Origin of the sequence: Winogradskyella psychrotolerans, from assembly GCF_018860545.1 — a bacterium.
Taxonomy (GTDB): domain Bacteria; phylum Bacteroidota; class Bacteroidia; order Flavobacteriales; family Flavobacteriaceae; genus Winogradskyella; species Winogradskyella psychrotolerans_A.
Map to the genome: position 1 here is coordinate 22,997 of NZ_JAHKPN010000014.1, position 24,396 is coordinate 47,392.

The 24,396-nt window shown below is 33.7% G+C and carries 21 protein-coding genes; 11 read left to right on the forward strand and 10 right to left on the reverse strand.

The window, feature by feature from the left end; translation table 11 throughout:
* Positions 1-34 precede the first annotated feature (34 nt).
* From KO515_RS07430 to KO515_RS07445, 4 genes are read right to left on the reverse strand one after another with little or no spacing between them, the layout of a single operon-like run.
* Positions 35-298, reverse strand: a complete 264-nt coding sequence (locus KO515_RS07430; RefSeq protein WP_215935752.1) for a DUF3098 domain-containing protein — start codon at positions 296-298, stop codon at positions 35-37.
* Positions 298-651: a hypothetical protein gene (locus KO515_RS07435; protein ID WP_215935753.1), complete on the reverse strand. Its 354-nt coding sequence runs from the start codon at positions 649-651 to the stop codon at positions 298-300. Before KO515_RS07435 ends, KO515_RS07430 begins: the two co-directional genes overlap by 1 nt.
* A gap of 53 nt (positions 652-704) precedes the next feature.
* Complete coding sequence (locus KO515_RS07440) at positions 705-1,730, reverse strand: TlpA family protein disulfide reductase (RefSeq protein WP_215935754.1); 1,026 nt, start codon at positions 1,728-1,730, stop codon at positions 705-707.
* Between the two features lie 3 nt (positions 1,731-1,733).
* Positions 1,734-2,612: a cell division protein FtsX gene (locus KO515_RS07445; protein WP_215935755.1), complete on the reverse strand. Its 879-nt coding sequence runs from the start codon at positions 2,610-2,612 to the stop codon at positions 1,734-1,736.
* A gap of 241 nt (positions 2,613-2,853) precedes the next feature.
* On the opposite strand from KO515_RS07445, the gene KO515_RS07450 reads away from it, so the two are divergent.
* From KO515_RS07450 to KO515_RS07480, 7 genes are all read left to right on the forward strand, one after another.
* Positions 2,854-3,411 carry a porin family protein gene (locus tag KO515_RS07450; RefSeq protein WP_215935756.1) on the forward strand — a complete coding sequence of 186 codons (558 nt, stop codon included), beginning with the start codon at positions 2,854-2,856 and terminating at the stop codon, positions 3,409-3,411.
* Positions 3,412-3,549: 138 nt separating this feature from the next.
* The gene (gene leuS, locus KO515_RS07455) at positions 3,550-6,381 is read left to right on the forward strand and encodes a leucine--tRNA ligase (protein WP_215935757.1); all 2,832 of its coding nucleotides are present in this window, start codon (positions 3,550-3,552) and stop codon (positions 6,379-6,381) included.
* Positions 6,382-6,406: 25 nt separating this feature from the next.
* Positions 6,407-7,345, forward strand: a complete 939-nt coding sequence (locus KO515_RS07460; protein WP_215935758.1) for a DUF4163 domain-containing protein — start codon at positions 6,407-6,409, stop codon at positions 7,343-7,345.
* A gap of 4 nt (positions 7,346-7,349) precedes the next feature.
* Positions 7,350-7,778 carry a hypothetical protein gene (locus KO515_RS07465; protein ID WP_215935759.1) on the forward strand — a complete coding sequence of 143 codons (429 nt, stop codon included), beginning with the start codon at positions 7,350-7,352 and terminating at the stop codon, positions 7,776-7,778.
* A 267-nt stretch (positions 7,779-8,045) separates the two neighbouring features.
* Positions 8,046-9,146 (forward strand): alanine dehydrogenase, encoded by a 1,101-nt coding sequence (gene ald, locus KO515_RS07470; RefSeq protein ID WP_215935760.1) that lies wholly within the window; start codon positions 8,046-8,048, stop codon positions 9,144-9,146.
* Positions 9,147-9,259: 113 nt separating this feature from the next.
* Positions 9,260-9,955, forward strand: coding sequence for a zinc metallopeptidase (locus KO515_RS07475; protein WP_215935876.1), 696 nt, complete (start codon positions 9,260-9,262; stop codon positions 9,953-9,955).
* A gap of 98 nt (positions 9,956-10,053) precedes the next feature.
* A complete protein-coding gene (locus KO515_RS07480) occupies positions 10,054-10,773 on the forward strand; it encodes a Bax inhibitor-1/YccA family protein (RefSeq protein WP_215935761.1) in 720 nt (239 codons plus the stop codon).
* Positions 10,774-11,142: 369 nt separating this feature from the next.
* On the opposite strand, the gene KO515_RS07485 is transcribed toward KO515_RS07480, so the two are convergent.
* Together KO515_RS07485 and KO515_RS07490 are read right to left on the reverse strand one after the other, a co-directional pair.
* Positions 11,143-12,687, reverse strand: coding sequence for an Rne/Rng family ribonuclease (locus KO515_RS07485; RefSeq protein WP_215935762.1), 1,545 nt, complete (start codon positions 12,685-12,687; stop codon positions 11,143-11,145).
* Positions 12,688-13,007: 320 nt separating this feature from the next.
* On the reverse strand, positions 13,008-13,328 hold the full coding sequence (locus tag KO515_RS07490) for an HU family DNA-binding protein (RefSeq protein ID WP_262890396.1): 321 nt from the start codon (positions 13,326-13,328) through the stop codon (positions 13,008-13,010).
* Positions 13,329-13,433: 105 nt separating this feature from the next.
* On the opposite strand from KO515_RS07490, the gene mutY reads away from it, so the two are divergent.
* The 4 genes from mutY (at position 13,434) to gldD (ending at position 17,002) form a co-directional block, all read left to right on the forward strand.
* Positions 13,434-14,474 carry an A/G-specific adenine glycosylase gene (mutY, locus tag KO515_RS07495; protein ID WP_215935763.1) on the forward strand — a complete coding sequence of 347 codons (1,041 nt, stop codon included), beginning with the start codon at positions 13,434-13,436 and terminating at the stop codon, positions 14,472-14,474.
* A gap of 88 nt (positions 14,475-14,562) precedes the next feature.
* The gene (locus KO515_RS07500; RefSeq protein WP_215935764.1) at positions 14,563-15,009 is read left to right on the forward strand and encodes a single-stranded DNA-binding protein; all 447 of its coding nucleotides are present in this window, start codon (positions 14,563-14,565) and stop codon (positions 15,007-15,009) included.
* 20 nt (positions 15,010-15,029) lie between these two features.
* Positions 15,030-16,373: a gliding motility-associated protein GldE gene (locus tag KO515_RS07505; protein WP_215935765.1), complete on the forward strand. Its 1,344-nt coding sequence runs from the start codon at positions 15,030-15,032 to the stop codon at positions 16,371-16,373.
* Positions 16,374-16,432: 59 nt separating this feature from the next.
* Positions 16,433-17,002 carry a gliding motility lipoprotein GldD gene (gene gldD, locus KO515_RS07510; protein ID WP_215935766.1) on the forward strand — a complete coding sequence of 190 codons (570 nt, stop codon included), beginning with the start codon at positions 16,433-16,435 and terminating at the stop codon, positions 17,000-17,002.
* A gap of 83 nt (positions 17,003-17,085) precedes the next feature.
* Here gldD and KO515_RS07515 read toward each other — a convergent pair whose 3' ends face one another.
* The 4 genes from KO515_RS07515 to KO515_RS07530 form a co-directional block, all read right to left on the reverse strand.
* A complete protein-coding gene (locus KO515_RS07515) occupies positions 17,086-18,720 on the reverse strand; it encodes a choice-of-anchor J domain-containing protein (RefSeq protein ID WP_215935767.1) in 1,635 nt (544 codons plus the stop codon).
* A gap of 12 nt (positions 18,721-18,732) precedes the next feature.
* Entirely contained in the window at positions 18,733-21,267 is a 2,535-nt protein-coding gene (locus KO515_RS07520; protein WP_215935768.1) for a TonB-dependent receptor, read from the reverse strand.
* Positions 21,268-21,428: 161 nt separating this feature from the next.
* Complete coding sequence (pgi, locus tag KO515_RS07525; protein WP_215935769.1) at positions 21,429-23,075, reverse strand: glucose-6-phosphate isomerase; 1,647 nt, start codon at positions 23,073-23,075, stop codon at positions 21,429-21,431.
* A complete protein-coding gene (locus KO515_RS07530) occupies positions 23,075-24,391 on the reverse strand; it encodes a M23 family metallopeptidase (protein WP_215935770.1) in 1,317 nt (438 codons plus the stop codon). The genes pgi and KO515_RS07530 overlap by 1 nt, the downstream gene beginning before the upstream one ends.
* Between the last annotated feature and the right edge of the window lie 5 nt (positions 24,392-24,396).

Genomic DNA, 24,396 nt, shown 5'->3' on the forward strand with positions numbered 1-24,396 from the left:
AAATGATACGCTGTAAATGTAAATAAAATATGAATTATTTTTTAGAGTCTTTATTAGGATTTAAAAGAATAGCGTAAACCTGAATACCAAAACCAATTAAGACTAGTGTTGGTGCTAAACGAATACGTCTCCAACTGTAGATAGATTCGTCAAAAACATTAGGGTCGTCACTACCACCTCCAGACATTAAGATAAATCCAACAACAATGAATGCTAAACCTATAAACAAGAATTTATAGTTTTTCTTTCCGAAGATAAATTCGGATTTTGAGTCTTCTTTTCGTTTTTGTTCTCCCATTAGTCGTTAAATTCTGAATAGATTATTTGGTCTTCAACAGCTAGTTGAGCTATATGTTTTGATGGCCCGTAAATCATTTTTGGTAAATGCAAAGTAACGGTTTTATTTAAAACTTTTGCGTTAAGAGTATCTAAATTTAAACCAGACTCTATTCCTCTGTTGATATAAAAGGACTTTCCATCGTCTCCTTTAAACTGAATATCAAAAGTTAGCCCTTCTCTAAGTTCTATAATCCTGGAGCTTATTATTTTACATTCTGAGGGTTTGGGATTATGAATCACAAAAGATTTGTAGAAAAATAAAGGTGTTAAGACTATTATGGGTATGACAAACTTTTTGATAGATATTCTCATGACTGAAGGTTTAAAATATAACGTCAAACGCTATAAAAATAGTATTGAGAATTTTAAAGCTTACTATAGTAGTTTTGTATGTCTTCAAAAGAATAAAACTTAGTAATAATTTCCCCTTTGTTATTAAGCAGTATATAAGTTGGAAATTCCCATACATTCATAACTTCAACAAGGTCGTTATCCGTGCCTAATTCTCTATAGTTTTGCCAATCATAATTATGCTTCTGTAAATAGCTTAACCATTTATCAGCCTGTGTATCAATCGAAATCCCGATTAACTCAACATTGTTTTTTTTAAACTCTTCTAAATAGTTAACCATCTTTTTATGATCGCGAACGCAAGGTGGACATTGCACAAACCAAAAATCTAAAAGATAATCTCCTCTATGAGATCTATCTATTTTTGCAAGTGCTCCTTCTCTATTATAAAACTCAAAAGCTGAAAGATCCAAACTCTCGGTTTTAACTAAGTCTTTTAAAACTCTATGAACACTTAGCGTGTGTGCTTTTAAAGTATCTGATTGTTTATCTAAAATAGATTTTAAATCAATCAATCTAGATTTATAGTTTTTGTTTTTATCTATATAGTGATTGCTTATTTCAAAAGAAAACGGATGATTAAGATTCTCCTCTACACCATTCAATAAAAATGCATTGACATCAAAATCATTAATCTCATGGCTATTTAAACTATCTAAATCAGAAAAAAAACGAATGGACTTAGTATAGATTTCAGATCCTATTACGGTATCAATCTTTAATGATTCAGACAACAATTCTGCTTGAATCTTTAAACGTCCACCATTAAGAAATACCTTTTTTGAATATGTTTTTTCGTCTTTAAAAACATTAATTATAAAGGCATCATTAATAGCCTTGCTAAAGTTAAAAGTATAAGGATTTCCATGTTTTGAACTAATGCCTTCAGAATTATTATAGCTTACAACTTTAATACTATCTGGCTGTGCTTCACCTAAAATTTCAACTGAAATACTATTGGGATCTGTCGTTTTAAGAGTATCACATGAACAAAAAAGGCCAATTAGACATAACGCTAGAATGTAAACCGAAACTTTCATACGTTAATAATAGAGCTGATCCGTCTTCAAGTTTAAGAAACGTTGTGTAGCGATGAACGTACTAATCCAAGTAATTACAATCCCCAATAGGAAAATGCCAACAAATAAGCCTGCAATTAAAACGGTGTTTCTTAGTAATTCTAATTCCGGAAACGTGAGGTCTAAATAGTATAAAACAATTGCCATGCCGCCTAAGGCAACAAGCGCACCTATAATACCAAGCTGCACACTTTTCCAAACAAATGGCCTGCGAATAAAGGTTTTGGTAGCACCAACCATTTGCATGGTTTTTATAATAAAACGCTTAGAATACACGGCTAATCGTATAGAACTATTAATTAATAAAACAGCAATTAACGTAAACAACCCACTAATAATTAGTACCCAAAACGTGATTTTTTTAACGTTGTCATTCATGAGTTCTACCAAATCATTATCGTATCTTATTTCTTCAATAAATGCTTTATTAGAAAGCGCATCTGTAATTTCAGTTAGTTGTTCTGTGGTTACAAAATCTGCTTTTAAGTGTACGTCAATCGAATTTTTTAAAGGATTATAACCCACAAAATCCATAAAATCTTCGCCTGTTTCAGCTTTCATAAATGCGGCAGCTTCTTCTTTAGAAACATAGAGGGCTTCTTTGGTATATTCTGCCATGGCTAAACTCTTTTTTAGCTGATTGACTTCGACTTCTTTTGCCGTATCATTCAAATAAATGGTCATTACCACTTGTTCTTTAAAGTGATCAGCAACCTTTTTTGAATTAATGACTAAAAGTCCCAAACAACCTAAAAGAAATAAAACCAAAGCGATACTTATCACTACAGAAACGTAAGAGGATATCAATTTGCGTTTTTGATATTTGTCAAAAGATGATGCCATAAATGAATGTGGATTTATGCTGTAAAAATAATAAAGAATTTGCTTATGTTAACTATTACAACGACGAACTTTTAATAGTGTTGTAAATGATGACTTGAAGTAAGTAAATGCATGTAAATTCTAGGCTGTTTCAGCAACAACTTCAAATACTTATTTACTAGATTTGATAGCTTTTCAATTTTGTATTGGCATAGTTCTTGTCAACGCTTGAACAATCAATTAAACCTTAAAATCAATTATTATGAAAAAACTATGCATTCTAGCCTTACTAGCTACATTCGGGTTAACACAAAAAAATTATGCTCAAGATATTGAATTTGGAGCCAAAGCCGGACTCAATATCTCTAATTTCACAGGAGGAGATGCTGATCGAAACAGCATTATCGGTTTTCATGTGGGATTCATTTCCGAAATTCCATTAAGTGAAAGCTTCTCACTTCAACCCGAGCTTTTATACTCAACACAAGGCTCAGAAGCTCAAGATGTGGTTAAGATAAAAGTCGATTACTTGACCATTCCAATTATGGCAAAATACTATGTGGCTGATAAATTTAGCTTAGAAGTAGGTCCACAATTTTCGTTTCTGGTTAATGATAAAGGCGAGTATATAGATAGTGATTTACCAGATGAAGACACAGATGCCTCTAGTGTTGATATTGGTGCGAATGTTGGGCTAGGTTATAATTTGGGTTCAAACCTATTTGTGCAAGCACGTTATAATTTTGGAATCTCAACGGTTGCAGAAAATCCAGATATAAAAAACAGTGTTTTTCAAGTCTCTTTGGGCTATAAGTTTTAATCTCTCACAACTTAACCTATTGAAAGCATCTTGTCTAAAACAAGGTGCTTTTTCTTTTATAATTCCTATTCATTTTAAAATAGGCAGTTTAGATGGTTATTATTAAATTTGCGCCATTATTACAAGGTAAACAAGACAATGACATACGATTTTAACAGCATAGAAAAAAAGTGGCAAGACTACTGGGCAAAAAACCAAACATTTAAAGCCTCAAACCAAAGCGATAAACCAAAATACTACGTATTAGATATGTTCCCTTATCCTTCTGGAGCAGGTTTACATGTTGGCCATCCTTTAGGTTATATTGCAAGTGATATCTATGCGCGTTATAAACGTCACAAAGGGTTTAACGTGTTACACCCTCAAGGTTATGATAGTTTTGGATTGCCTGCAGAACAGTATGCCATACAAACAGGTCAGCATCCTGCAGTTACGACTGAAACCAATATTACAACGTATCGTCGTCAATTAGATCAAATTGGTTTTTCTTTCGATTGGAGTCGTGAAGTACGTACCTCAAATCCTGAGTATTACAAATGGACGCAATGGATTTTCATACAATTATTTGAATCATGGTACAATAACGATTCTAACAAAGCCGAACATATTGACACGTTGGTTGAAAAATTTGTTTCAGAAGGAAACGCTACCGTTAATGCCGCTTGTGATGAAAACATTGAACCTTTCACAGCTGAAGAGTGGCATAATTTCACTTCAGAACAACAACAAGAAATTTTATTAAAATACAGATTAACCTATTTAGCAGAAACTGAGGTTAATTGGTGTCCGGAATTAGGAACCGTTTTAGCCAATGACGAAATAGTTAATGGTGTTTCGGAACGAGGTGGTCATCCAGTAGTACGTAAAAAAATGACTCAATGGTCTATGCGTATTTCTGCGTATGCTGAGCGTTTATTACAAGGTTTAGATACGGTTGATTGGACTGACGCTTTAAAAGACATTCAGAAAAATTGGATTGGTAAATCCGTTGGAGCTTCGGTATCTTTTAATGTGAATGGACACGATGACGTCATCGACGTTTTCACTACAAGACCAGATACTATTTTTGGTGTATCATTTATGACCCTTGCACCAGAACACGAATTAGTATCACAAATTACAACCGAAGCACAAAAAGCTGAAGTTGAAGCTTACATTGAAAAATCAGCAAAACGAAGCGAACGCGATAGAATGGCAGATGTAAAAACCATTTCTGGTGTGTTTACAGGTGCTTATGCAGAGCATCCCTTTTCTAAAGAACCGATTCCAATCTGGATTGGCGATTACGTTTTAGCAAGCTACGGAACAGGTGCAGTTATGGCAGTGCCTTGTGGTGACCAACGTGATTACGATTTTGCAAAACATTTTGATATTGCAATTCCAAATATATTTGAAGGTGTTGACATTTCTGAAGAAGCATATGCCTCTAAAGACAATGTAAAAATTGCCAATAGTGATTTTCTTAATGGATTAGCTTACAAAAAAGCCTCTAAATTAGCGATCTATCAATTAGAGCAATTAGGACAAGGTGAAGGAAAAACCAATTACAGATTACGTGATGCTGTATTCTCAAGACAACGGTATTGGGGCGAACCATTCCCAGTTTATTATGTGAATGGAATGCCGCAAATGATAGACAAAGCTCATTTACCTATTAGATTACCGGAAGTTGAAAAATATTTACCAACCGAAGAAGGTGAACCGCCTTTAGGACGTGCCGATGTTTGGGCTTGGGATGTGAACCAGTGTTCAGTGGTCAGTAATCAGTTGATAGACCATAAAACTGTGTTTCCTTTAGAACTGAATACCATGCCTGGTTGGGCAGGAAGTTCTTGGTATTTCTTCCGTTATATGGAAGATGCAACCAATAGAGATGGTGTTTTTGCAAGTGAAGAGGCCTTGAAGTATTGGGAAAATGTAGATTTATACATTGGTGGAAGTGAACATGCTACAGGTCACCTACTCTACTCGCGTTTCTGGGTGAAATTATTAAAAGATCGCGGTTTTGTAAATGTTGAAGAGCCTTTTAAAAAGCTGATTAACCAAGGAATGATTTTGGGGACGAGTGCTTTTGTTTATAGAGATGAAAACAACTCAAATAAATATTATTCACATGGTCTTATTGAAGGTAAAAATGTACTTCCAATTCACGTTAAAGTCCAATATATAAATGCAACTGACGAATTAGATATTGAAGGTTTAAAAACGGATGGAGAATTTGGTGAAGATTTTAAAGACGCGGAATTTATTCTTGAAGATGGTATTTACAAAGTAGGAAGAGACGTTGAAAAAATGTCCAAATCCAAATACAATGTGGTCAATCCAGATGACATTGTAGAAGATTACGGAGCAGACAGTCTAAGATTGTACGAAATGTTCTTAGGACCATTAGAACAATACAAACCTTGGAATACGGCTGGAATTACGGGAGTACATAATTTCCTTAAAAAACTATGGAAATTATATGTTGGTGAACATGGTTTAAAAGTCAATGCTGCTGAAGCGACCAAAGACAACTTAAAAACCTTACACAAAACCATAAAGAAAGTACAAGAAGACATTGAAAACTTCTCGTTTAATACGTCGGTTTCTACCTTTATGATTGCAGTGAATCAGTTAACCGCTCAGAAGTGTACAAGTAAAGCTGTTTTAGAACCGTTATTGGTTTTAATTTCGCCTTATGCGCCACATATTGCTGAAGAATTATGGAGTCAATTAGGAAATAACGATTCTATTTCTGCGGCACCTTTCCCTGTTTTTGACGAAAGTCACTTAGTAGAAAGTAGTAAAAACTATCCCATTTCTTTTAATGGTAAAATGCGTTTTACTTTAGAATTGCCAATGAACATGTGCAAAGACGATATTGAAAAAACCGTTATGGCTCATGAAAAAACTATTGCGCAATTAGATGGCAGAACACCTAAGAAAATCATTGTGGTGCCTGGTAAGATTGTAAATATTGTTGGGTAAACTTCTAAGATATATCATCATAACTTTGTTACCAATTATAGGTTGGTCTCAAAGTTATGTTGGTACTATTGGTAATTATCCTATTCATTTAGAAGTCACTAGTTATCCACATGAAAAAGATTCAACTTCCGGCGAATTAGATGGCTATTATTTTTATGATTCTAAACTCATTAGTATTCCAATATCTGGTGATTTTAAAAAAGATAAAATCACGTTAATTAATGGCTATTTTTTTAGACCTGAAAAGGTTATTGATGCCGACGAAGTTTTTCAATTAACAAAAAAAGGCAATCAACTCTCAGGTAATTTCAAATTAAAAGACAAAACATACAAAGTAGTTTTAACCGAAACACAACAAGAGCCTTTAGAAGACTTTAGAAATCCTAAACTGACCTTTATTAAAGATAGCATCGCTCAATATAAAGACAAGCAGTTAGTATGGTTTCATGAAAAATATTCAAAATTGCCCTTATTTAGATTAGGGAATGGTTTTACTAAAGCTCAACGTGCTAAATTCAATCCTATTTTAGACGCCATTCACCTTGAAGATGCCATAGACAATTTAGATTGTAATACTTGGTTTGAAATTTCATACGACATCAATCTCGTCAATGATAAATTTATTAGCTACTTAAAAAATTACAGCGTTTATTGTGGTGGTGCACATCCTTCGCATGGTAATGTTGCTTATAATTTTAATCTTGAAACATTAGACGTTGTTAAGGATATTGAAAGCTTATACCCAAAGGTTGATTTTTTTCAGAAATTGAAGGATAAATACCAACATTTAGAAAACGATGTCCAAGACGAAGAGTGTGAAACTTTTGTTGATAATGGCTATTGGCAAAATAAAACATGGAATTTAACATCGGAAGGAGTGGTACTTATTCCTAAGTATCCGCATGCTATGTCACCTTGTGAAGACTCCTATTTTTTAAATTACTCCGAACTCACAAAAGAGTAATACTATGTATTTAGATAAACCATCAACGGAAGAATCAAAACACAAAAAAAAGCGAAAGGGTCTTAAGGATTTTTTTGATTTTCGCAATAATGTGATTAATCAAGTTGGTTTAATATTTTTTTCAGCGTTTGTTTTAGCCACTATTATTACGCATCAATATAATTTTAGTTTTGATGCGGATTTATGGAAAATAGCACCTGGTAAACGTTATAAATTATCCGAAATCCTTATTGACAGCGAGATTTGTATTGGTAAAACAGGTGAAGACATTAAATTATTACTAGGACAACCAGCAGATTACGATCCAGAACAAAACGTTTTTTTTAGTTATTATTTAGGCAACAGACCTACTTTTTCTGGAGGTGAAGATGCTTATTTAATACTTCATTTTAAAAACGGAAAAGTTACTAAAGTTACGGAAGAGGTTCATTAACTATTCACTTCAAAAAATCAATAGCAACTTCAATTGTATTCGTAATCGACACATTATTTTGTAAGCTGATTCAAGTTACCGTAGCTATTAAACATTCATCGAATATCATATTGATCTGAAAATCAGCACTTATTTTAGGAAATTTTAAAAAATTAACATAAATATATTAATTCCGTAAAAATAGTTTCAAATACACATTCAAATTTGGAACATCAGATTTATTAATAGTAATTTTCGAAAAGCTTTTCAACCTTAAATCCATAAAAAATGAAAATTGGAGTCCCAAAAGAAATCAAAAACAATGAAAACCGAGTTGGTATGACACCCGCAGGTGTTTTTGAACTGACAAAAAACAAACATACCGTATATGTCCAGAAAGATGCTGGTTTCGGTAGTGGTTTTACAGATTTAGATTATATAAATGCTGGAGCCATTGTTTTAGAAACAATCACAGATGTTTATACCTCAAGTGATATGATTGTAAAAGTAAAGGAACCTATTGCCGAAGAATATCCATTAATACAATCGCATCATGTAGTGTTTACCTATTTTCACTTTGCATCTAGTGAACCATTAACAAAGGCCATGTTAAATAGTCAAGCGGTTTGTATTGCCTATGAAACCGTTGAAGATAAAGATGGGTCATTACCATTATTAACCCCCATGTCTGAAGTTGCTGGAAGAATGGCAATTCAGCAAGGTGCAAAATATTTAGAAAAACCTATTAAAGGTCGTGGAGTATTATTGGGAGGAGTTCCTGGTGTACCTCCAGGGCGCGTTTTGGTTTTGGGTGCGGGAGTTGTTGGCATCCAAGCGGCAAAAATGGCGGCTGGTTTAGGTGCTCACGTTACTGTTATGGATATTAACATGAAGCAATTGCGTTATGTAAACGATGTGATGCCTAGCCATGTAGTTACCGAATTTTCTAGCGAGTACAATATTAGAAAACGAATAAAAGACCATGACCTAATTGTGGGTGGTGTTTTATTAAAAGGCGCAAAAGCACCAAAACTAATTACCAAAGACATGCTAAAAGATATGCGTCCGGGAACCGTATTGGTAGATGTGGCCGTAGACCAAGGAGGTTGTATGGAAACCACAAAAGCCACAACACATGAAGATCCAACCTTTATTATAGATGATGTTGTGCATTATTGTGTGGCTAATATGCCAGGAGCTGTGCCATACACATCAACGCTCGCCTTAACTAATGTGACCTTGCCTTATGTACTTCGTTTAGCCAATCAAGGATGGGAAAAAGCATGTGAAAAAGATAAAACTCTAGCAAAAGGATTAAACATTGTTAAGGGTAAAATTGTGTATGAAGAAATCGCAGAAGCCTTTAATTGGTCTGTTGATGCGATGTAATTAATCTGTTCTCACTTAAAATCATGACAAAATTTCTTAACTCAAATTTGGCTTACTATTTGCTATTCATTGATTAAATTTACATGAATTAAAAATTTCAAATTATGAGTGGAATGATGGGATATTACGTACTAATTGGTGCTATTGCTTTAGTAAGCTGGTTAGTGAGTAATCAACTTAAACGCAAGTTTGCTAAGTACTCTAAAGTACAATTGCGCAATGGTTTATCTGGAAGAGAAATTGCAGAAAAAATGTTAGCTGATAATGGCATATATGATGTAGAGGTAATTTCTACACCAGGTCAATTAACAGATCATTACAACCCAAAAAATAAAACGGTAAACTTAAGTGAATCCGTTTACAATCAGCGTAACGCAGCTTCAGCTGCAGTTGCTGCTCACGAATGTGGACATGCCGTACAACATGCACAAGCCTATAGTGCTTTAGGGATGCGATCTGCATTAGTACCAATTGTAAGTATGACCTCTGGCATGTCGCAATGGCTAGTCATTGGTGGTCTTATATTAGGAGCTGCCGCAGGAGTTGGTTTAGGCTACTGGGTTGCTGTTGCTGGTTTAGTCTTTATGGGCTTTGCTACCTTATTTAGCTTTATTACTCTACCTGTAGAGTATGATGCGAGTAACAGAGCTTTAGCTTGGTTAAAGAATAAAAACATGCTCACACCTGATGAATATAAAGGTTCTGAAGATGCATTGAAATGGGCTGCCAGAACTTATTTAGTTGCGGCTATTGGAGCATTAGCGTCTCTGTTATATTGGGCACTACAAGTGTTTGGCGGTAGAGATTAATAATTAAAATACAACATTAAAAGCTCTGAAATTCAGGGCTTTTTTTGTTCTGCATCTCTAAAATAGTTATTTTAACACTTCATAAACTAAATCTCACTATGGATAATCAATTCACAAATCACTCCTCAGAAAAGCTATTAATAGGCCATATGTCGGAGGTTGAACGCACTGCTTTTTACAAAAAAACATACTCACACGTTGCCGGAGGTGTGTTAGTCTTTATTTTATTTGAATATCTTCTATTACAAAGTGAAACCGTAGTCAACTTTATGCTTTCTATGACGCAAGGTTATAAATGGTTATTGCTATTAGGAGGATTTATGTTAGCTACAAATTATGCAGAAGGCATGGCCCTAAAAACGACCGATAAAAACAAGCAGTATTTAGCCTATGGTATTTACATATTTTTTGAAGCCTTAATTTTTGTACCGATGCTTTACATCGTAACGGAAATTATGGGACCTTCAGGTTCTGAGGTCCTTTATCAGGCATCCATTGTTACTTTAGCCTTATTCACGGGCTTATCTGCCACTGTATTAATGACAAAAACGGATTTTTCATTCTTAAAAACAGGATTAACTATAGGATTCTTTATAGCGATAGGTCTAATTATAGCAGGAGCAATTTTTGGTTTCAATTTAGGTCTATGGTTCTCAGTAGGTATGTGTTTATTAGCAGGAGGGGCTATTCTATACCAAACCTCTAATTTAGTAAAGACTTATGGAGTTGAAGATTATATTCCGGCCGCTTTAGGATTGTTTGCGTCCTTAATGTTATTGTTCTGGTACATCCTAAGAATTTTTATGTCTAGAGATTAATCTCAAATAAGAAAAATGGAAAGCCCAACTAAAATTTTTAGTTGGGCTTTTTTATAACTATTTTATTTTAATCTTCATTTTGTTAAAAAAACCAAAACAAGGTTAATATAACATACAATATCATCAAATCTATTGTATTCTGAACCGTATAAGCGTCGTAAATTTGCACCTCGAAAAAAATGAGAAAATTAATAATTTATGAAATTAAAAAATCAACTAACGGCAGAAAGCAAAGTTGGAACAAAAACAAAACAATTTAGCCATGCGAGTTCAATAGTTTGGAACCTTAAAAGACGATACAACTAATTATAAATCTATTTAAAACAAAAAGCCCAATTGAAAATTTCAATTGGGCTTTTTTAATAGATATTATTTAATTTTGTCGCCATTTTTATCGTAAAAATGGTATTCAAGATATGTGTAAGCATCTCTAGGTAAAACTTTTACCCATTTTTTGTGTTCAATAAACCACTTTGAACGTACTGATGGAAACCCTTTGGTTAAAAAGGCTGCAATAAAAGGGTGTGTATTAAGAATCACCTTTTTATGGTCTTTTTTGAAAATACGTTGAAGATCTTGATTAATACGTTCTACCACTTTAATTGGCGCTTCAATTTCATCTCCTCCTATTAAGTTAGGATTTTCTTCTTTCGTTTTAATATTGCGTTCTGGCCTAACGCGCTGTCTGGTTATTTGCACTAATCCAAACTTACTCGGCGGCAATATTTTGTGCTTTGCTTTATCATCTTTCATCTCATCTCTAAGATAATTATAAAGCTTTTTTCTATTCTCTGCTTTACCCATATCAATAAAATCGATAACGATAATGCCTCCCATATCACGTAAACGCAATTGTCTAGCAATCTCTTGGGCAGAGATCATGTTAACTTCTAAGGCTGTGTCTTCTTGGTTTTTTTCTTTATTAGATCGATTACCACTGTTCACATCTACTACATGTAGTGCTTCAGTATGTTCTATTACCAAGTAAGCTCCTTTCGCCATAGAAACAGTTCTACCAAATGATGTCTTTATTTGACGTTCGATGCCAAATTTTTCAAAAATTGGAACACCATTTTTGTAGTACTTTACTATAGATTCTTTTTTCGGTGCAATTTGCTGCACGTAATCTTTTACTTGTACATACATTTCTTCATCATCTACCACGATACCAGAGAATGAATCATTAAAAATATCTCTCAAAATTGAGGATGCCTTGTTCATTTCTCCCAATACTTTAGTTGGGTGATGTGCTTTGTACATTTTTTTACACATTGCTGTCCATCTATCCAGCAAATTTTGTAAATCTGTGTCGAGCTCAGCAACTTTTTTGCCTTCTGCGACCGTACGAATAATAACCCCAAACCCTTTAGGTGTGATACTTTTTACGAGTCTTTTTAGTCGGTCTTTCTCTTCTTGTGATTCAATTTTTTGAGAAATTGATATACGATTAGAAAATGGTACCAAGACAATGTATCTACCTGCAATAGACAATTCTGAACTAATGCGTGGTCCCTTTGTAGAGATTGGTTCTTTTACAACTTGTACTAATATGGATTGATTAGATTTAATAGCATTGGCAATGCTACCATTTTTATCTAAATCTTTTTCCATAGGAAAGTCTTTAAGGGTGTAATCCCTTAATTTCCCTGTGCTTACACGTTTAATGAATTTTAAAAGCGAAGGCAATTGCGGTCCTAGATCATGATAGTGTAAAAAACCATCTTTCTCATAGCCAACGTTAACAAACGCAGCGTTTAAACCAGGCATGACTTTACGGATTTTGGCAATAAAAATATCGCCTACCGCAAAGTTATTATCCTCTTCGTCTTTATGTAATTCAATAAGTTTTCCATCTTTTAATAAGGCAAAATCAACAATATCTGAACTCGATCTTACGATTAATTCCTTGTTCATAATGTTAATTTATATCTAACTCTTCATTGAGATAGATGGATTTTACTAAATTATTTGACACAGGTCTCCCGATTAAAATCGGGAATCCAACAAATCTATCAGCACTCTATTAAATGCTATAAATTCTATATCAAAGAACGTTTCGTTAAAACTGAAAAAAGTAGTTTTATAACTACTTTTTTCAATTTATTTTTTCTTGTGACGATTAGCGCGTCTACGTTTTTTACGCTTGTGCGTCGCTACCTTGTGTCTTTTTCTTTTTTTACCACTTGGCATAATAAATAATGCTTTTTAAATTAATATTTTGTTTAAATGCTTTCTTAGTTTACCTCAACATTAGATTTAACTCCTTCTAAAAATACTTTAGCAGGTTTAAATGCTGGAATGTTGTGTGCAGGAATTTTTATTGTAGTATTCTTTGAAATATTACGACCTGTTTTTTCAGCTCTTGTTTTAATAATGAAACTTCCGAAACCTCTTAAATACACGTTATCTCCGCTCTCTAAAGATGTTTTCACTTCTTCCATAAAGGTTTCAACTGTTGCTTGTACATCTCCTTTTTCTATACCTAATTTATCAGATATTTTCGCTACTAAATCAGCTTTTGTCATTTTGTTACTAGTTTTAGGGTTACTATAAATTCTAAGGGATGCAAATATAGGTAATTTAATTTCAATAGTTCAAACGTAATTAATTAAAATTTAACACAATAAACATTTAATTTTGCTTTTCATTAAAAAATATGAATGAATTTCAACACCAAACTAATTAACTGGTACTCAATCAACAAGAGGGTATTACCATGGCGAAAAACACGTAATCCGTATTACATTTGGCTATCAGAAATTATTTTACAACAAACCCAAGTTAAGCAAGGTTTACCTTATTATGACGCATTTGTTACTCAATACCCAACAATTTTTGACCTCGCTGAGGCTTCTGAAACGTCAATTTTAAAATTATGGCAAGGCTTAGGTTATTATTCTAGAGCACGAAATCTTCATGCAACAGCTAAACATATTGTTAAGGAGTTTAATGGTGTATTTCCTGATAATTATAAGGACTTATTAAAACTAAAAGGTGTTGGTGATTATACAGCTAGTGCCATCGCTTCTATTGCGTTTAACGAAGTTGCTGCGGTGGTAGATGGTAATGTGTACCGTGTACTATCGCGCTATTTTGGAATTGACACTCCTATAAACTCAACTTTAGGTATAAAAGAATTCAAATTATTAGCCTCAACCTTAATAGACCGCAATCAACCCGCGACGTATAATCAAGCTATAATGGAGTTTGGCGCGATACAATGCAAACCCAAAAATCCTGATTGTTCTGTATGTCCGTTACAAACAAGTTGCGTCGCTCTCAAAGATCAAACAGTGGAGGTGCTTCCTGTAAAATTAAAAAAAACGAAGGTGACGGTTAAATACTTCAACTTTTTGGTCTTTATGGATCAACATAAAAAAACACTTTTTGAAAAACGCACCAAAAAAGGAATATGGCAGCACCTTTATCAATTCCCATTATTAGAGTCTAAAAAAAGTTTGACGTCTGAAGAGTTTCATCTTTTAAATTTTGAAGATTTCTCACTAAAATTTGAACACCTCGATTACTCCTTGTATAATGAAGCAGATATTGTACACAAATTATCCCATCAACATCTGCACACAAAATTCTGGATTATTGATGTGGAAGCCCTTCCAGAAGAAGCAATTTCAATAAAATCACTCACAAAATATCCATCTCCTGTGCTAATAAGTGAGTTTATAGACAATTTCAGTTTTTAGAACCTTAAAGAAATCACATTTTTTTACTACTTTTAAAGTAGTGATTATGCAATTGAGTAACTTTGCAACTTATTAAAACTTAATTATTATGTCTGGAACCTTAAATAAAGTAATGCTCATTGGAAACTTAGGAGACGAAGTAAAAATGCACTATTTTGATGATAAAAATTGTGTTGGTCGTTTTCCTATAGCAACTAGTGAAACTTACATCAGTAAGCAAACTAATGAACGTGTATCCAATACCGAATGGCACAACATCGTTGTTAGAAATAAAGCTGCCGAGATTTGTGAAAAATACCTCACTAAAGGCGATAAGGTATATATTGAAGGACGTATAAAAACTAGAAAATGGACAGATGATAAAGGTATGGAACGTTATTCTACAGAAATTCAATGTGATGAATTTACGTTTTTAACGCCCAAAACAGACCAACAACAGCCAAGACAAGCTAGCGTAGCCGCTGGAAAACCTCAATCAAAACCCTCTGCTCCTAGTACAGTAGAACCTGAAGGTGATGATGACTTACCATTTTAACCTTTTAATTTAACTTTATCTTGGACCCAGAACCCACGGTTTTAATTTCCTCTTTACTAATTATAGATACGTCCTTTATAACAAGTATTATCTTACTTGTCGTTTTACTGTTATGTTCTGCGTTAATTTCTGGAGCCGAAGTCGCATTGTTTTCTCTTACCAAATCTAATTTAAATGAAGGCTTAGAGAACAAATCACCAGCAATGGAGATTATTGCTTCACTTTTAGAACGGCCCAAAAAGTTGTTAGCAACCATATTAGTAGCGAACAATTTTATAAATATTGCTATTGTTTTGTTGTTTGCATCAATAAGCGATACGGTATTTGATGATATTAATTATTCCATCAACTTTTATTTTTTTGAAATCGAACTCGCTTTCTTTGTTAAGGTCATTGTTGCAACATTTTTAATTTTACTTTTTGGTGAGATTATTCCAAAGATATATGCGAGTAGAAATAGTGTGAAGTTTTCTTCATTTATGGCTAAACCACTAAAAGTATTGGATGTCATTTTCTCTCCTTTAAGTTTACCAATGCGTTCTGTAACTATAAAAATTCATAATAAATTTGGGAAACAACGCTCTAATCTAAGTGTAGATCAGTTATCGCAAGCCTTAGAACTTACTAATGATGAGGATACCACACAAGAAGAGCAAAAATTATTAAAAGGCATCGTGTCTTTTGGAAACACAGACACCAAACAAGTTATGCGTCCACGTATGGACATATTTACTCTAAATATAAAAACTCCTTACGAAACCATAATTGCTGAAATAATAGATAACGGTTATTCTAGAATTCCAGTTTACGAAGAAAGTATCGATACTATAATAGGAGTCCTTTATGTAAAAGACTTATTACCACATTTAAATAAGAAAACATTCGACTGGACCACTATTTTACGTGAGCCTTTCTTTGTGCCAGAAAACAAGAAACTAGATGATTTAATGGTAGAATTTCAAACCAAAAAAGTACATCTTGCTGTTGTTGTTGATGAATACGGAGGCACCTCTGGATTGGTATCTCTTGAGGACATCATTGAGGAAATTGTTGGAGACATCAGTGATGAATATGATGACGATGATTTAATTTACACAAAACTAAACAATAATAATTATAGTTTTGAAGGTAAAACTCCATTAAAAGATGTTTACAAAATAGTTGGTATCGAAGCAGATGCTGAACTTTTTGAAGCACAGAAAGGAGATGCCGAAACACTTGCTGGATTTGTTTTAGAGATTTCTGGTGGATTTCCGAGAATAGGAAGTAAAATAAATTTTGAAAATTACGTTTTTACTGTAGAAGCTTTAGAGCGCAAACGAATTAAGCAGATAAAGCTTACGGTATTAGACAGCCAAATATAAAATGTGACTGCCTTACTTATAACAAGTAAGAGTATGCCAAAATATAGAACAAAAAACCCATGAAACGACTCGTTTTACCCCTATTAAGTGTACTAATGTTAGGATGCGGAGATGACTCTTTACCTAAACCAAAGGGTTATTTAAGACTTGAATATCCAAATGCTGTTTATGAAAAAGCGGTTCTTCCCTTGCCCTTTTCTTTTGAAAAAAACAAATTGGCAGATCCCATTAAAACCGTAAAAAATTCTGGGAGTCTTAATGGTGTAGACATTAAATACGGAGCTTTGAAAGCGACGATTTACTTAACCTATAAAGAGGTTAAAAATGGTAATATTGATAGCTTACTTAGAGATGCTCAAAACCTAGCTCAAAAGCACACCATTAAAGCCGATGAAATTTCACAAAGACCTTTTGAAATTAAAGAGCATAACGTTTACGGTATGTTGTATGAAATAGGAGGTAATGCGGCATCACAATCCCAATTTTACGTTACAGATAATACAAATCACTTTTTAAGTGGTTCATTATATTTCTACGCCAAACCTAATTACGATTCTATTTATCCTGCTTCAGAATACTTAAAAAAGGATATTAAGCATATTATGGAAACCGTTCGTTGGAAAGAGTAATATACTTTATGTTTGAGAATAAAAAAATGCCTATCGATACAGATCGATAGGCATTTTTATGAATTGAAAGTTTTACTTTACCCTTATTCTTGGTAAACCCAAACTCCTCCTGTTTTAATTACTGCGAAATCTTCTGTAGTATTACTACCATTATAAACCTCTAATGTAATTACATATTTTTGCTCTTCAGCAGCAGAAGGATCATTAATATCTAAGACCACATTGATTGCTTCTAGAACCATTGCATCTGTCCATTCTGCAGCATTACCAGCTCTTCTATCCATGTTACCATAGTTAGCCATACTAGCCGTTGCATTAGGATATGTACCTTCTAAAGCAGTTACTATTGCTGTATAATCAGCAGCAGCTAAAGTATATCTAATAGTATTATCTGGAACCCAAATGCCATCAACAAATCCAAACTGTAAAGTTGTAGAGATAGTAGATTCATGAGCAGTCCATTCACCAGCTTCAAATGTATATAAATCACCTCTTAATTGTGCTCCAGAAGAACTAGACACATATTTATAGATAACTGTTAACGCATCATCTTCTTGAGCATATGGGTATTTAATATTTAAAAATGCAGGTAAATAATTATCTGCAGGAATAGAACTTCCAAAGTTGCTTAAGCCCATAGATTCAAAATCCTCTTCACTTAAGATATATACACCTTCAGATAATTCCCATTCTCCATCTGTATACGTGTAATAAACTTCTTCATTTACAGTATCTCCTTCAACACCTGCAACTTTAATTACAGCTAACTCTATTTCCCAAGTCGCTCCAATCGTTGTATCTGATTCGTATTTAAAAGCAATATGAATTGTTTCACCTTCATAAGCAGAAAAATTATAATCATCAGAAGTCACAGAAGACCAGCTATCACCAGCAGGCACAGGACTCACTTCAATAGTATCCCAAGTTGCTGTAGTAACATCACCAGTGTAATCTGTAGATACTAAGATGTTATAATAATCAGATTCATTAGCATAGTTTAAAATTTGAGTTACTTGAAATAATGGATTTTCATAAGCTGATAAATCAATTTCTGAAGAGATTAACCAATCCTCATTTTCATAATAATCAGGATAGTCAGAACCATTCATTTTAGCACCATAGCTAGACGCTTCCCAAACTTGGTCACCAGTTACGCTAACAGCTGTATAATCTAAAAGAGTTGCTGCAGAAACAAAATCTGCTTCATAAATATTAGAAATACCTTCTACTGGTTCTTCTGTATATCTCTTATAAGATGCTAATACCACTTGACCTTCAGTTGGCTCAGTGTATTCTGCTTCAAGTATACTCGGTATAAAATCTTCAGGGTCTTCATTTGGATAAAAACCAATTGCATTTAGAGCACCTTGAGGATAATCTAAAATTTCTAATGAATAAACATCAGCACCTGTGTAATCACTTACACCTTCAGCAGAACCTACATATAGGTCATAACCTACTAATACAGCAGAACCTTCTCCCCAAAACGGATATTTATCTGCTAAAAATCCTGGCAACAACGTTTTAGCCTCATCTTCTGAATTAAAATTACCATAAGCTAATTCTAACGCATCATAATCATCACTAACTAATGTGTAAGTTTCAGAACCTACAATTGGATCTGCTGACGAATCTAATCCGTCATAAATATCATCCATTGGGTTACAACCTACAAAGGTGATACCCAAAATTGCTAAACAATAAAATATTCTTTTCATATTCAATTTTTTTTAAAAATTAACATTTAATCCTACACTGTATGTTCTTCCAGGACCAAAATAAACTTGAGCTGTTTCTGCTGTACCATCTAAATCGTTAGCATCTGAAACGTACTCTGTATTAAATGCATTATTCACTTTACCTATTAATGTGGCATTAAAAGATCCCATTTCAAAAGAATGTCTTACACCAACGTCAAATAAACCAAAATCAGGAAGTTTCCATACATCTGGTAAATCTAAACTACCTCTATTTGTAACATCATAAGATGAGTAGTTATCACCTGCAAAGTTATAATCGATATAGATATTAGATTTAGAAGCCAATTTATAATCAACTCCAAGAGCAAATGTTGTTTGAGCCACATCACCTACTTTTAAATCTTCTGCATAAACCTCAACCACATCTACAACATCACCTGCCTGATCTCTAATATCTGCAGACACATTACTTTTCCACTGCCAATCTCCTATAGATACCATACCTGTTAAAGTTACTTTTTCAGTTGCTTTATATCTAAAGTCAATTTCAACACCTTGGTGTAATGCATCAATTCCTTGTAAGTTATAGAAAAATAAATCTTCACCAGTTCCTATAGAACCACCTAATGACTTATCTAACCATTGCGTGTAATATAAGTTAACATTAGCACTTAATTTTTCACCACGGAAACCATATCCAAGTTCTGCACTAAATACTTTTTCATTAACAGCGTCTTCATTAGGAATGATACCATCTTCATCTAAAAATACATCATCTAAAAATGGTGCTTTAGAAAAATAACCAACATTTACGAACACATTATTGTTCATATCTAAGTTATAGTTACCACCACCTTTAACACCGTATCCTGTAAAGTTTACAGCTTCAGACTCTCTGCTACCTACAATGGTATTATTCATGTATTCTTTCTGCTTGTAATTACTATTTGAAACGTCTGCCGCAACAAATACGTTTACAGATTCATTGATTTGATATTCTGCTTGTCCAAAAAGTCCATATCTTGTAACTACACCATCGTAATCTTTATTGTACTTATCACCCACTTGTAATGGTTTACCAAAGGCGTAAGTATCCGTTTCATTATCTAAGAAGAATTGACCTCCTAATAAATCTGTTACTTCATACCAATGTGATCCAATATAATAACGACCATCAAAACCAGCAGATATGGTTAGTTTATCATTAATTCTGTTTTTATAACTAGATAATATTCCGTACCATTCATGATTATTAATAGATGCTGAAAGAATATCAGTAGAACCATTCACTCCATTAGCACGATTCTCTTCTACCACTTTATCAAAATCAATTGGTGTTAAGCCTGTAGACCCTAATCTATAATCATCAGAACCAATTTTAGAACCTTCATCTCTACGTCCACCACCAGTACCAAATGATGCATAAGCAGCTGTTGATAAAGAAGAATTATCATTAATATTCCAAAGGTGGTTTATAGATATTTGTGGTTTGTGATAAAAGTTATAAGACTGGTGGTAAACTTCACCATTTTTATAACCCCAATCTTTATTTGCTTTTTGAGGTCCAGAATCGGTATCTTTTAACTCTGCTATTGTAGAGCGATTATAACGTTGTCCGTGTTGTTGTTGTGCTCCAAAAGCTGTAAATGACAATCTGTGTGCGTCATTTATTTGTTGAGATAAACTTAAGAAGTAGTTATATCCAGAAAACTCTGTACCATCAACATAACCATCACCTGAAAGTTTTGATGCACTAACTGTTGCTGCAAAACCTTTATCATTCAATCCTGTTGAGTAAGTCATTCCATATTTTAAATAACCATCATTACCTAAAGTAGCACCAAATTGACCACCTTCTTCTGCATCAGTAGTTTTTGTAATGATATTAATTGTACCACCTACTGAATTAACCGCTACTTTAGAAGCACCTAAACCTCTTTGAACTTGCATGGTTGATGTTACATCACCTAAACCTGCCCAGTTACTCCAATACACAGCTCCGTTTTCCATATCGTTTACCGGAACACCGTTAATCATTACCGCGACATTTTCAGAACTAAACCCTCTAAGGTTAATTCTACTATCACCGTAACCACCACCTTGTCTTGTTACATAGACTCCTGGTGTTGTTTTTAAAATTTCAGGAAATTCTTGAGTTCCTAACTTTATCGCAATCTCTTCTGCCTTAATTGTAGACACCGCTACTGGTGTCTTTCTATCTACAGCAACAGATGCCACAAGTAAAATTTCATCTAAGCCAACATTACTAGACATTAATGTGATTGTACCTAAATCAGTATCACCATTAAATGCAATAGTTTGAGAAACATACCCTACATAAGAAATAACAACTTCACCAGAGCTAGACTTAGAAGTTAAAGAAAAAGTACCTTCGAAATCTGTAGTTGTTCCATTGGTCGTTCCCTTCTCTATAATATTAGCACCAGGAAGCGCAGAGTTCATGTCACTATCAATAATTTTACCCGTAATAGTGCTTTGGGCATATGCAATTGTTGTAAAACTAGTTAAAACAACAAAACATAAAAAAAGACTAAATTTTTTCATATAAAATTTCAGTTAATTGGTTTTTTATCAGCGCAAAATTACGCAATACGACAGCTAAAACATTAACTTAACGTTAACAATTGAGCATTGTGAAGATAAATTATAGAATCAACAAATTTCATAGAATAATAATCAATTTTATGAAAACTTTTTAACAATTATTAACAATTATTCATATAGAAAGCTAGCAAATTTTGCGTAGAAGCATCATGTTTACCGTCTTTACTAGTATTATTGAGCTCATCTAATATAGATTTTGCGAGTTGTTTTCCCAACTCAACACCAAACTGATCGTAGCTGTAAATGTTCCAAATAATGCCTTGAACAAAGATTTTGTGCTCATACATGGCTATTAATTTTCCTAAACTCTCTGGAGTTAGCTTTGTAATTAATAAAGAAGTCGTTGGTTTATTACCTTCAAATATCTTGAAAGGTGCTAATGCAGAAATCGCTTCTTTAGACATCGTTTTACCTTCAAATTCAGCTAAAACCTCTTCTTCAGTTTTACCATTCATAAGCGCTTCTGTTTGCGCGAAGTAATTAGACATCAATTTATCATGATGGTCCTTATTACCATATAATGAATTTACATAACCAATAAAATCTGTAGGAATAAGCTTTGTACCTTGATGAATTAATTGAAAAAAGGCATGTTGCGAATTAGTACCTGGTTCTCCCCAAATCAATGTTCCAGTTTGATAATTCACCTTGTTACCATTTCTATCTACACTTTTACCATTACTTTCCATGATACCTTGCTGAAGATAGGTTGCAAATTGGTTTAAATATTGTGTATATGGAATGATAGCTTCACTCTCTGATTCAAAGAAATTATTGTACCAAACAGTTAACAATGCTGAAATTACGGGTATATTTTCATTAAAATCAGCGGTCTTGAAGTGTTCATCCATTTTGTGAGCACCTTCTAACAGGCTTTCAAAATGCTTGTAACCTAAAGCCAAACTTATGGATAAGCCCACAGCACTCCACAGCGAGAAACGCCCACCTACCCAATCCTTCATGGGGAAGATATTCTCTTCATCAATACCGAAAGCTTTGACACTTTCAATATTAGTAGAAACTGCGACAAAGTGCTTAGAAACCGCTTCTGTTGGTTGTGACTCTAAGAACCATGCTCTTATTGAATTGGCATTAGACAATGTTTCCTGCGTTGTAAATGTTTTAGAAACGATTACGAATAACGTTGTTTCTGGATTTAAGTTTTTAATGATTTCTTGATAGTGATCACCATCTACATTACTTACAAAATGTGTTGCTAATTGGTTTTTATAATACTGAAGTGAATCTACCACCATTGCAGGTCCAAGATCGGAACCTCCAATTCCAATATTTACGATATCTGTAATCGCTTTACCGGAAAACCCTTTGTGATCTCCATTCACAACTGCGTTTGTAAAATTTTCAATTTTTTTCTTAACCTCGTGGATTTCAGGAATCACATTTTCCCCATCAACATAAACCGTGGCGTCTTTAGGTGCTCTTAACGCTGTATGTAAAACCGCTCTTCCTTCAGTAGCATTAATAATATCACCTTTAAAATATTTTGAAATAGCATCTTTTAAATCGAGCTCATTGGCTAATTCAACTAATAAATTAACTGTTTCTGTTGTGATTCTATTTTTCGAAAAATCGACATAGAAATCATCCCACTTCACAGTGAGGTCATTTGCTCTTTCGGTGTCAGACTTAAATAACGTTTTTAAATGTTGAGCTTTAATTGTCTCAAAATGTGCTTGTAATTTTTTCCAAGCGTTAGTTGTCGTTGGGTTGGTTGCTTTTAATGCCATTACTGTATATCTGTATTTAAATCTTCAGTTATTGTATTTTCTTCATGAATTGGATCTGCTTCTAAGAAAAAGATATTATCCAAGCGTTGCTTAATAGGTTTAATATGATCTAAGAATTCTACTTTTAAACTGTCTGAAATTGGTTTAGCTTCAGGTAATTTCTGTTTAAAAGGATCAACTTGCACTCCGTTTTTCCAAAAACGATAACACACATGTGGACCTCCTGTGTTCCCTGTCATTCCGACTTTACCAATAATATCTCCTTGTTTTACAAAGTCGCCTTTTTGAACTAAGCGTTTACTCATATGAAGATATTGTGTCGTATAGGTATCATTATGCCTTATTTTCACATATTTACCATTTCCTCCTCGTCTAGTAGATTCTATCACCGTTCCACTTGCAGTGGCCATAATAGGTGTCCCAATAGGAGCTGCAAAATCAGTCCCTCTGTGCGCACGTACTTTATAACCATAAACAGCAATACGACGTTTAAGATTATAACGGGACGATATTCGACTAAACTGAACCGGAGCTTTTAAAAAAGCACGTCGCAAATTTTTAGCGTCTTCATTAAAATAATCCACGATCCCTTTAATAGAATCCGTCTCATACTGAAACGCATATAACGAATCTCCATTATGCTCAAAATAAGCCGCCTTTACATCTTGAATTCCCGCATAAATGGTATCGTCTATGTATTTATCTGTGTAAATAACTTTGAATCGGTCTCCTTTTTGTAGACGTCTAAAATCAATAGTCCATGCATAAATTTCATCGGCCATTTTATAAGCTAAGCGTTGGCTTAAACCTTTCTCTTCAAGCGTTTTTGAAATGCTACTTTCTATTACTCCTGTAGCTGTTTTTTCTACGTAAGTTATAGGCTTCCGACTTGTATAAGCATGGATAGAATCTTTTAAACCAATGACCACATATTCTTCTTGGTTTGGCTGATAAATAAAGGTCTCTGGACTTGGCAAACTATCTTGTGCTGATGCTTTTGAGTATAATAATGTATAAGGTCTGCCTGGGTGCAATTTTCTAATATCAAATGTATCTTTAGTGACTTCAGCAATTTTAAAAATATTTGGATATCCTATATTATTCCGTTGCATGATCTCACCAAAACTATCTCCAGATTTAATAGTATCGCGTTGCACAATATAATCATTGATGTCAAAACCAAATTCTAATTTTTTTTCTTCTACAACATTATTAACTTCTTCGTTTTCAAAGTCAATTTCTGTTGTTTTATCCTCTTTACAAGAATATATACTTACTGCAATAACAGCAAATGTTATTAATTGTTTTAACCGCATTAATT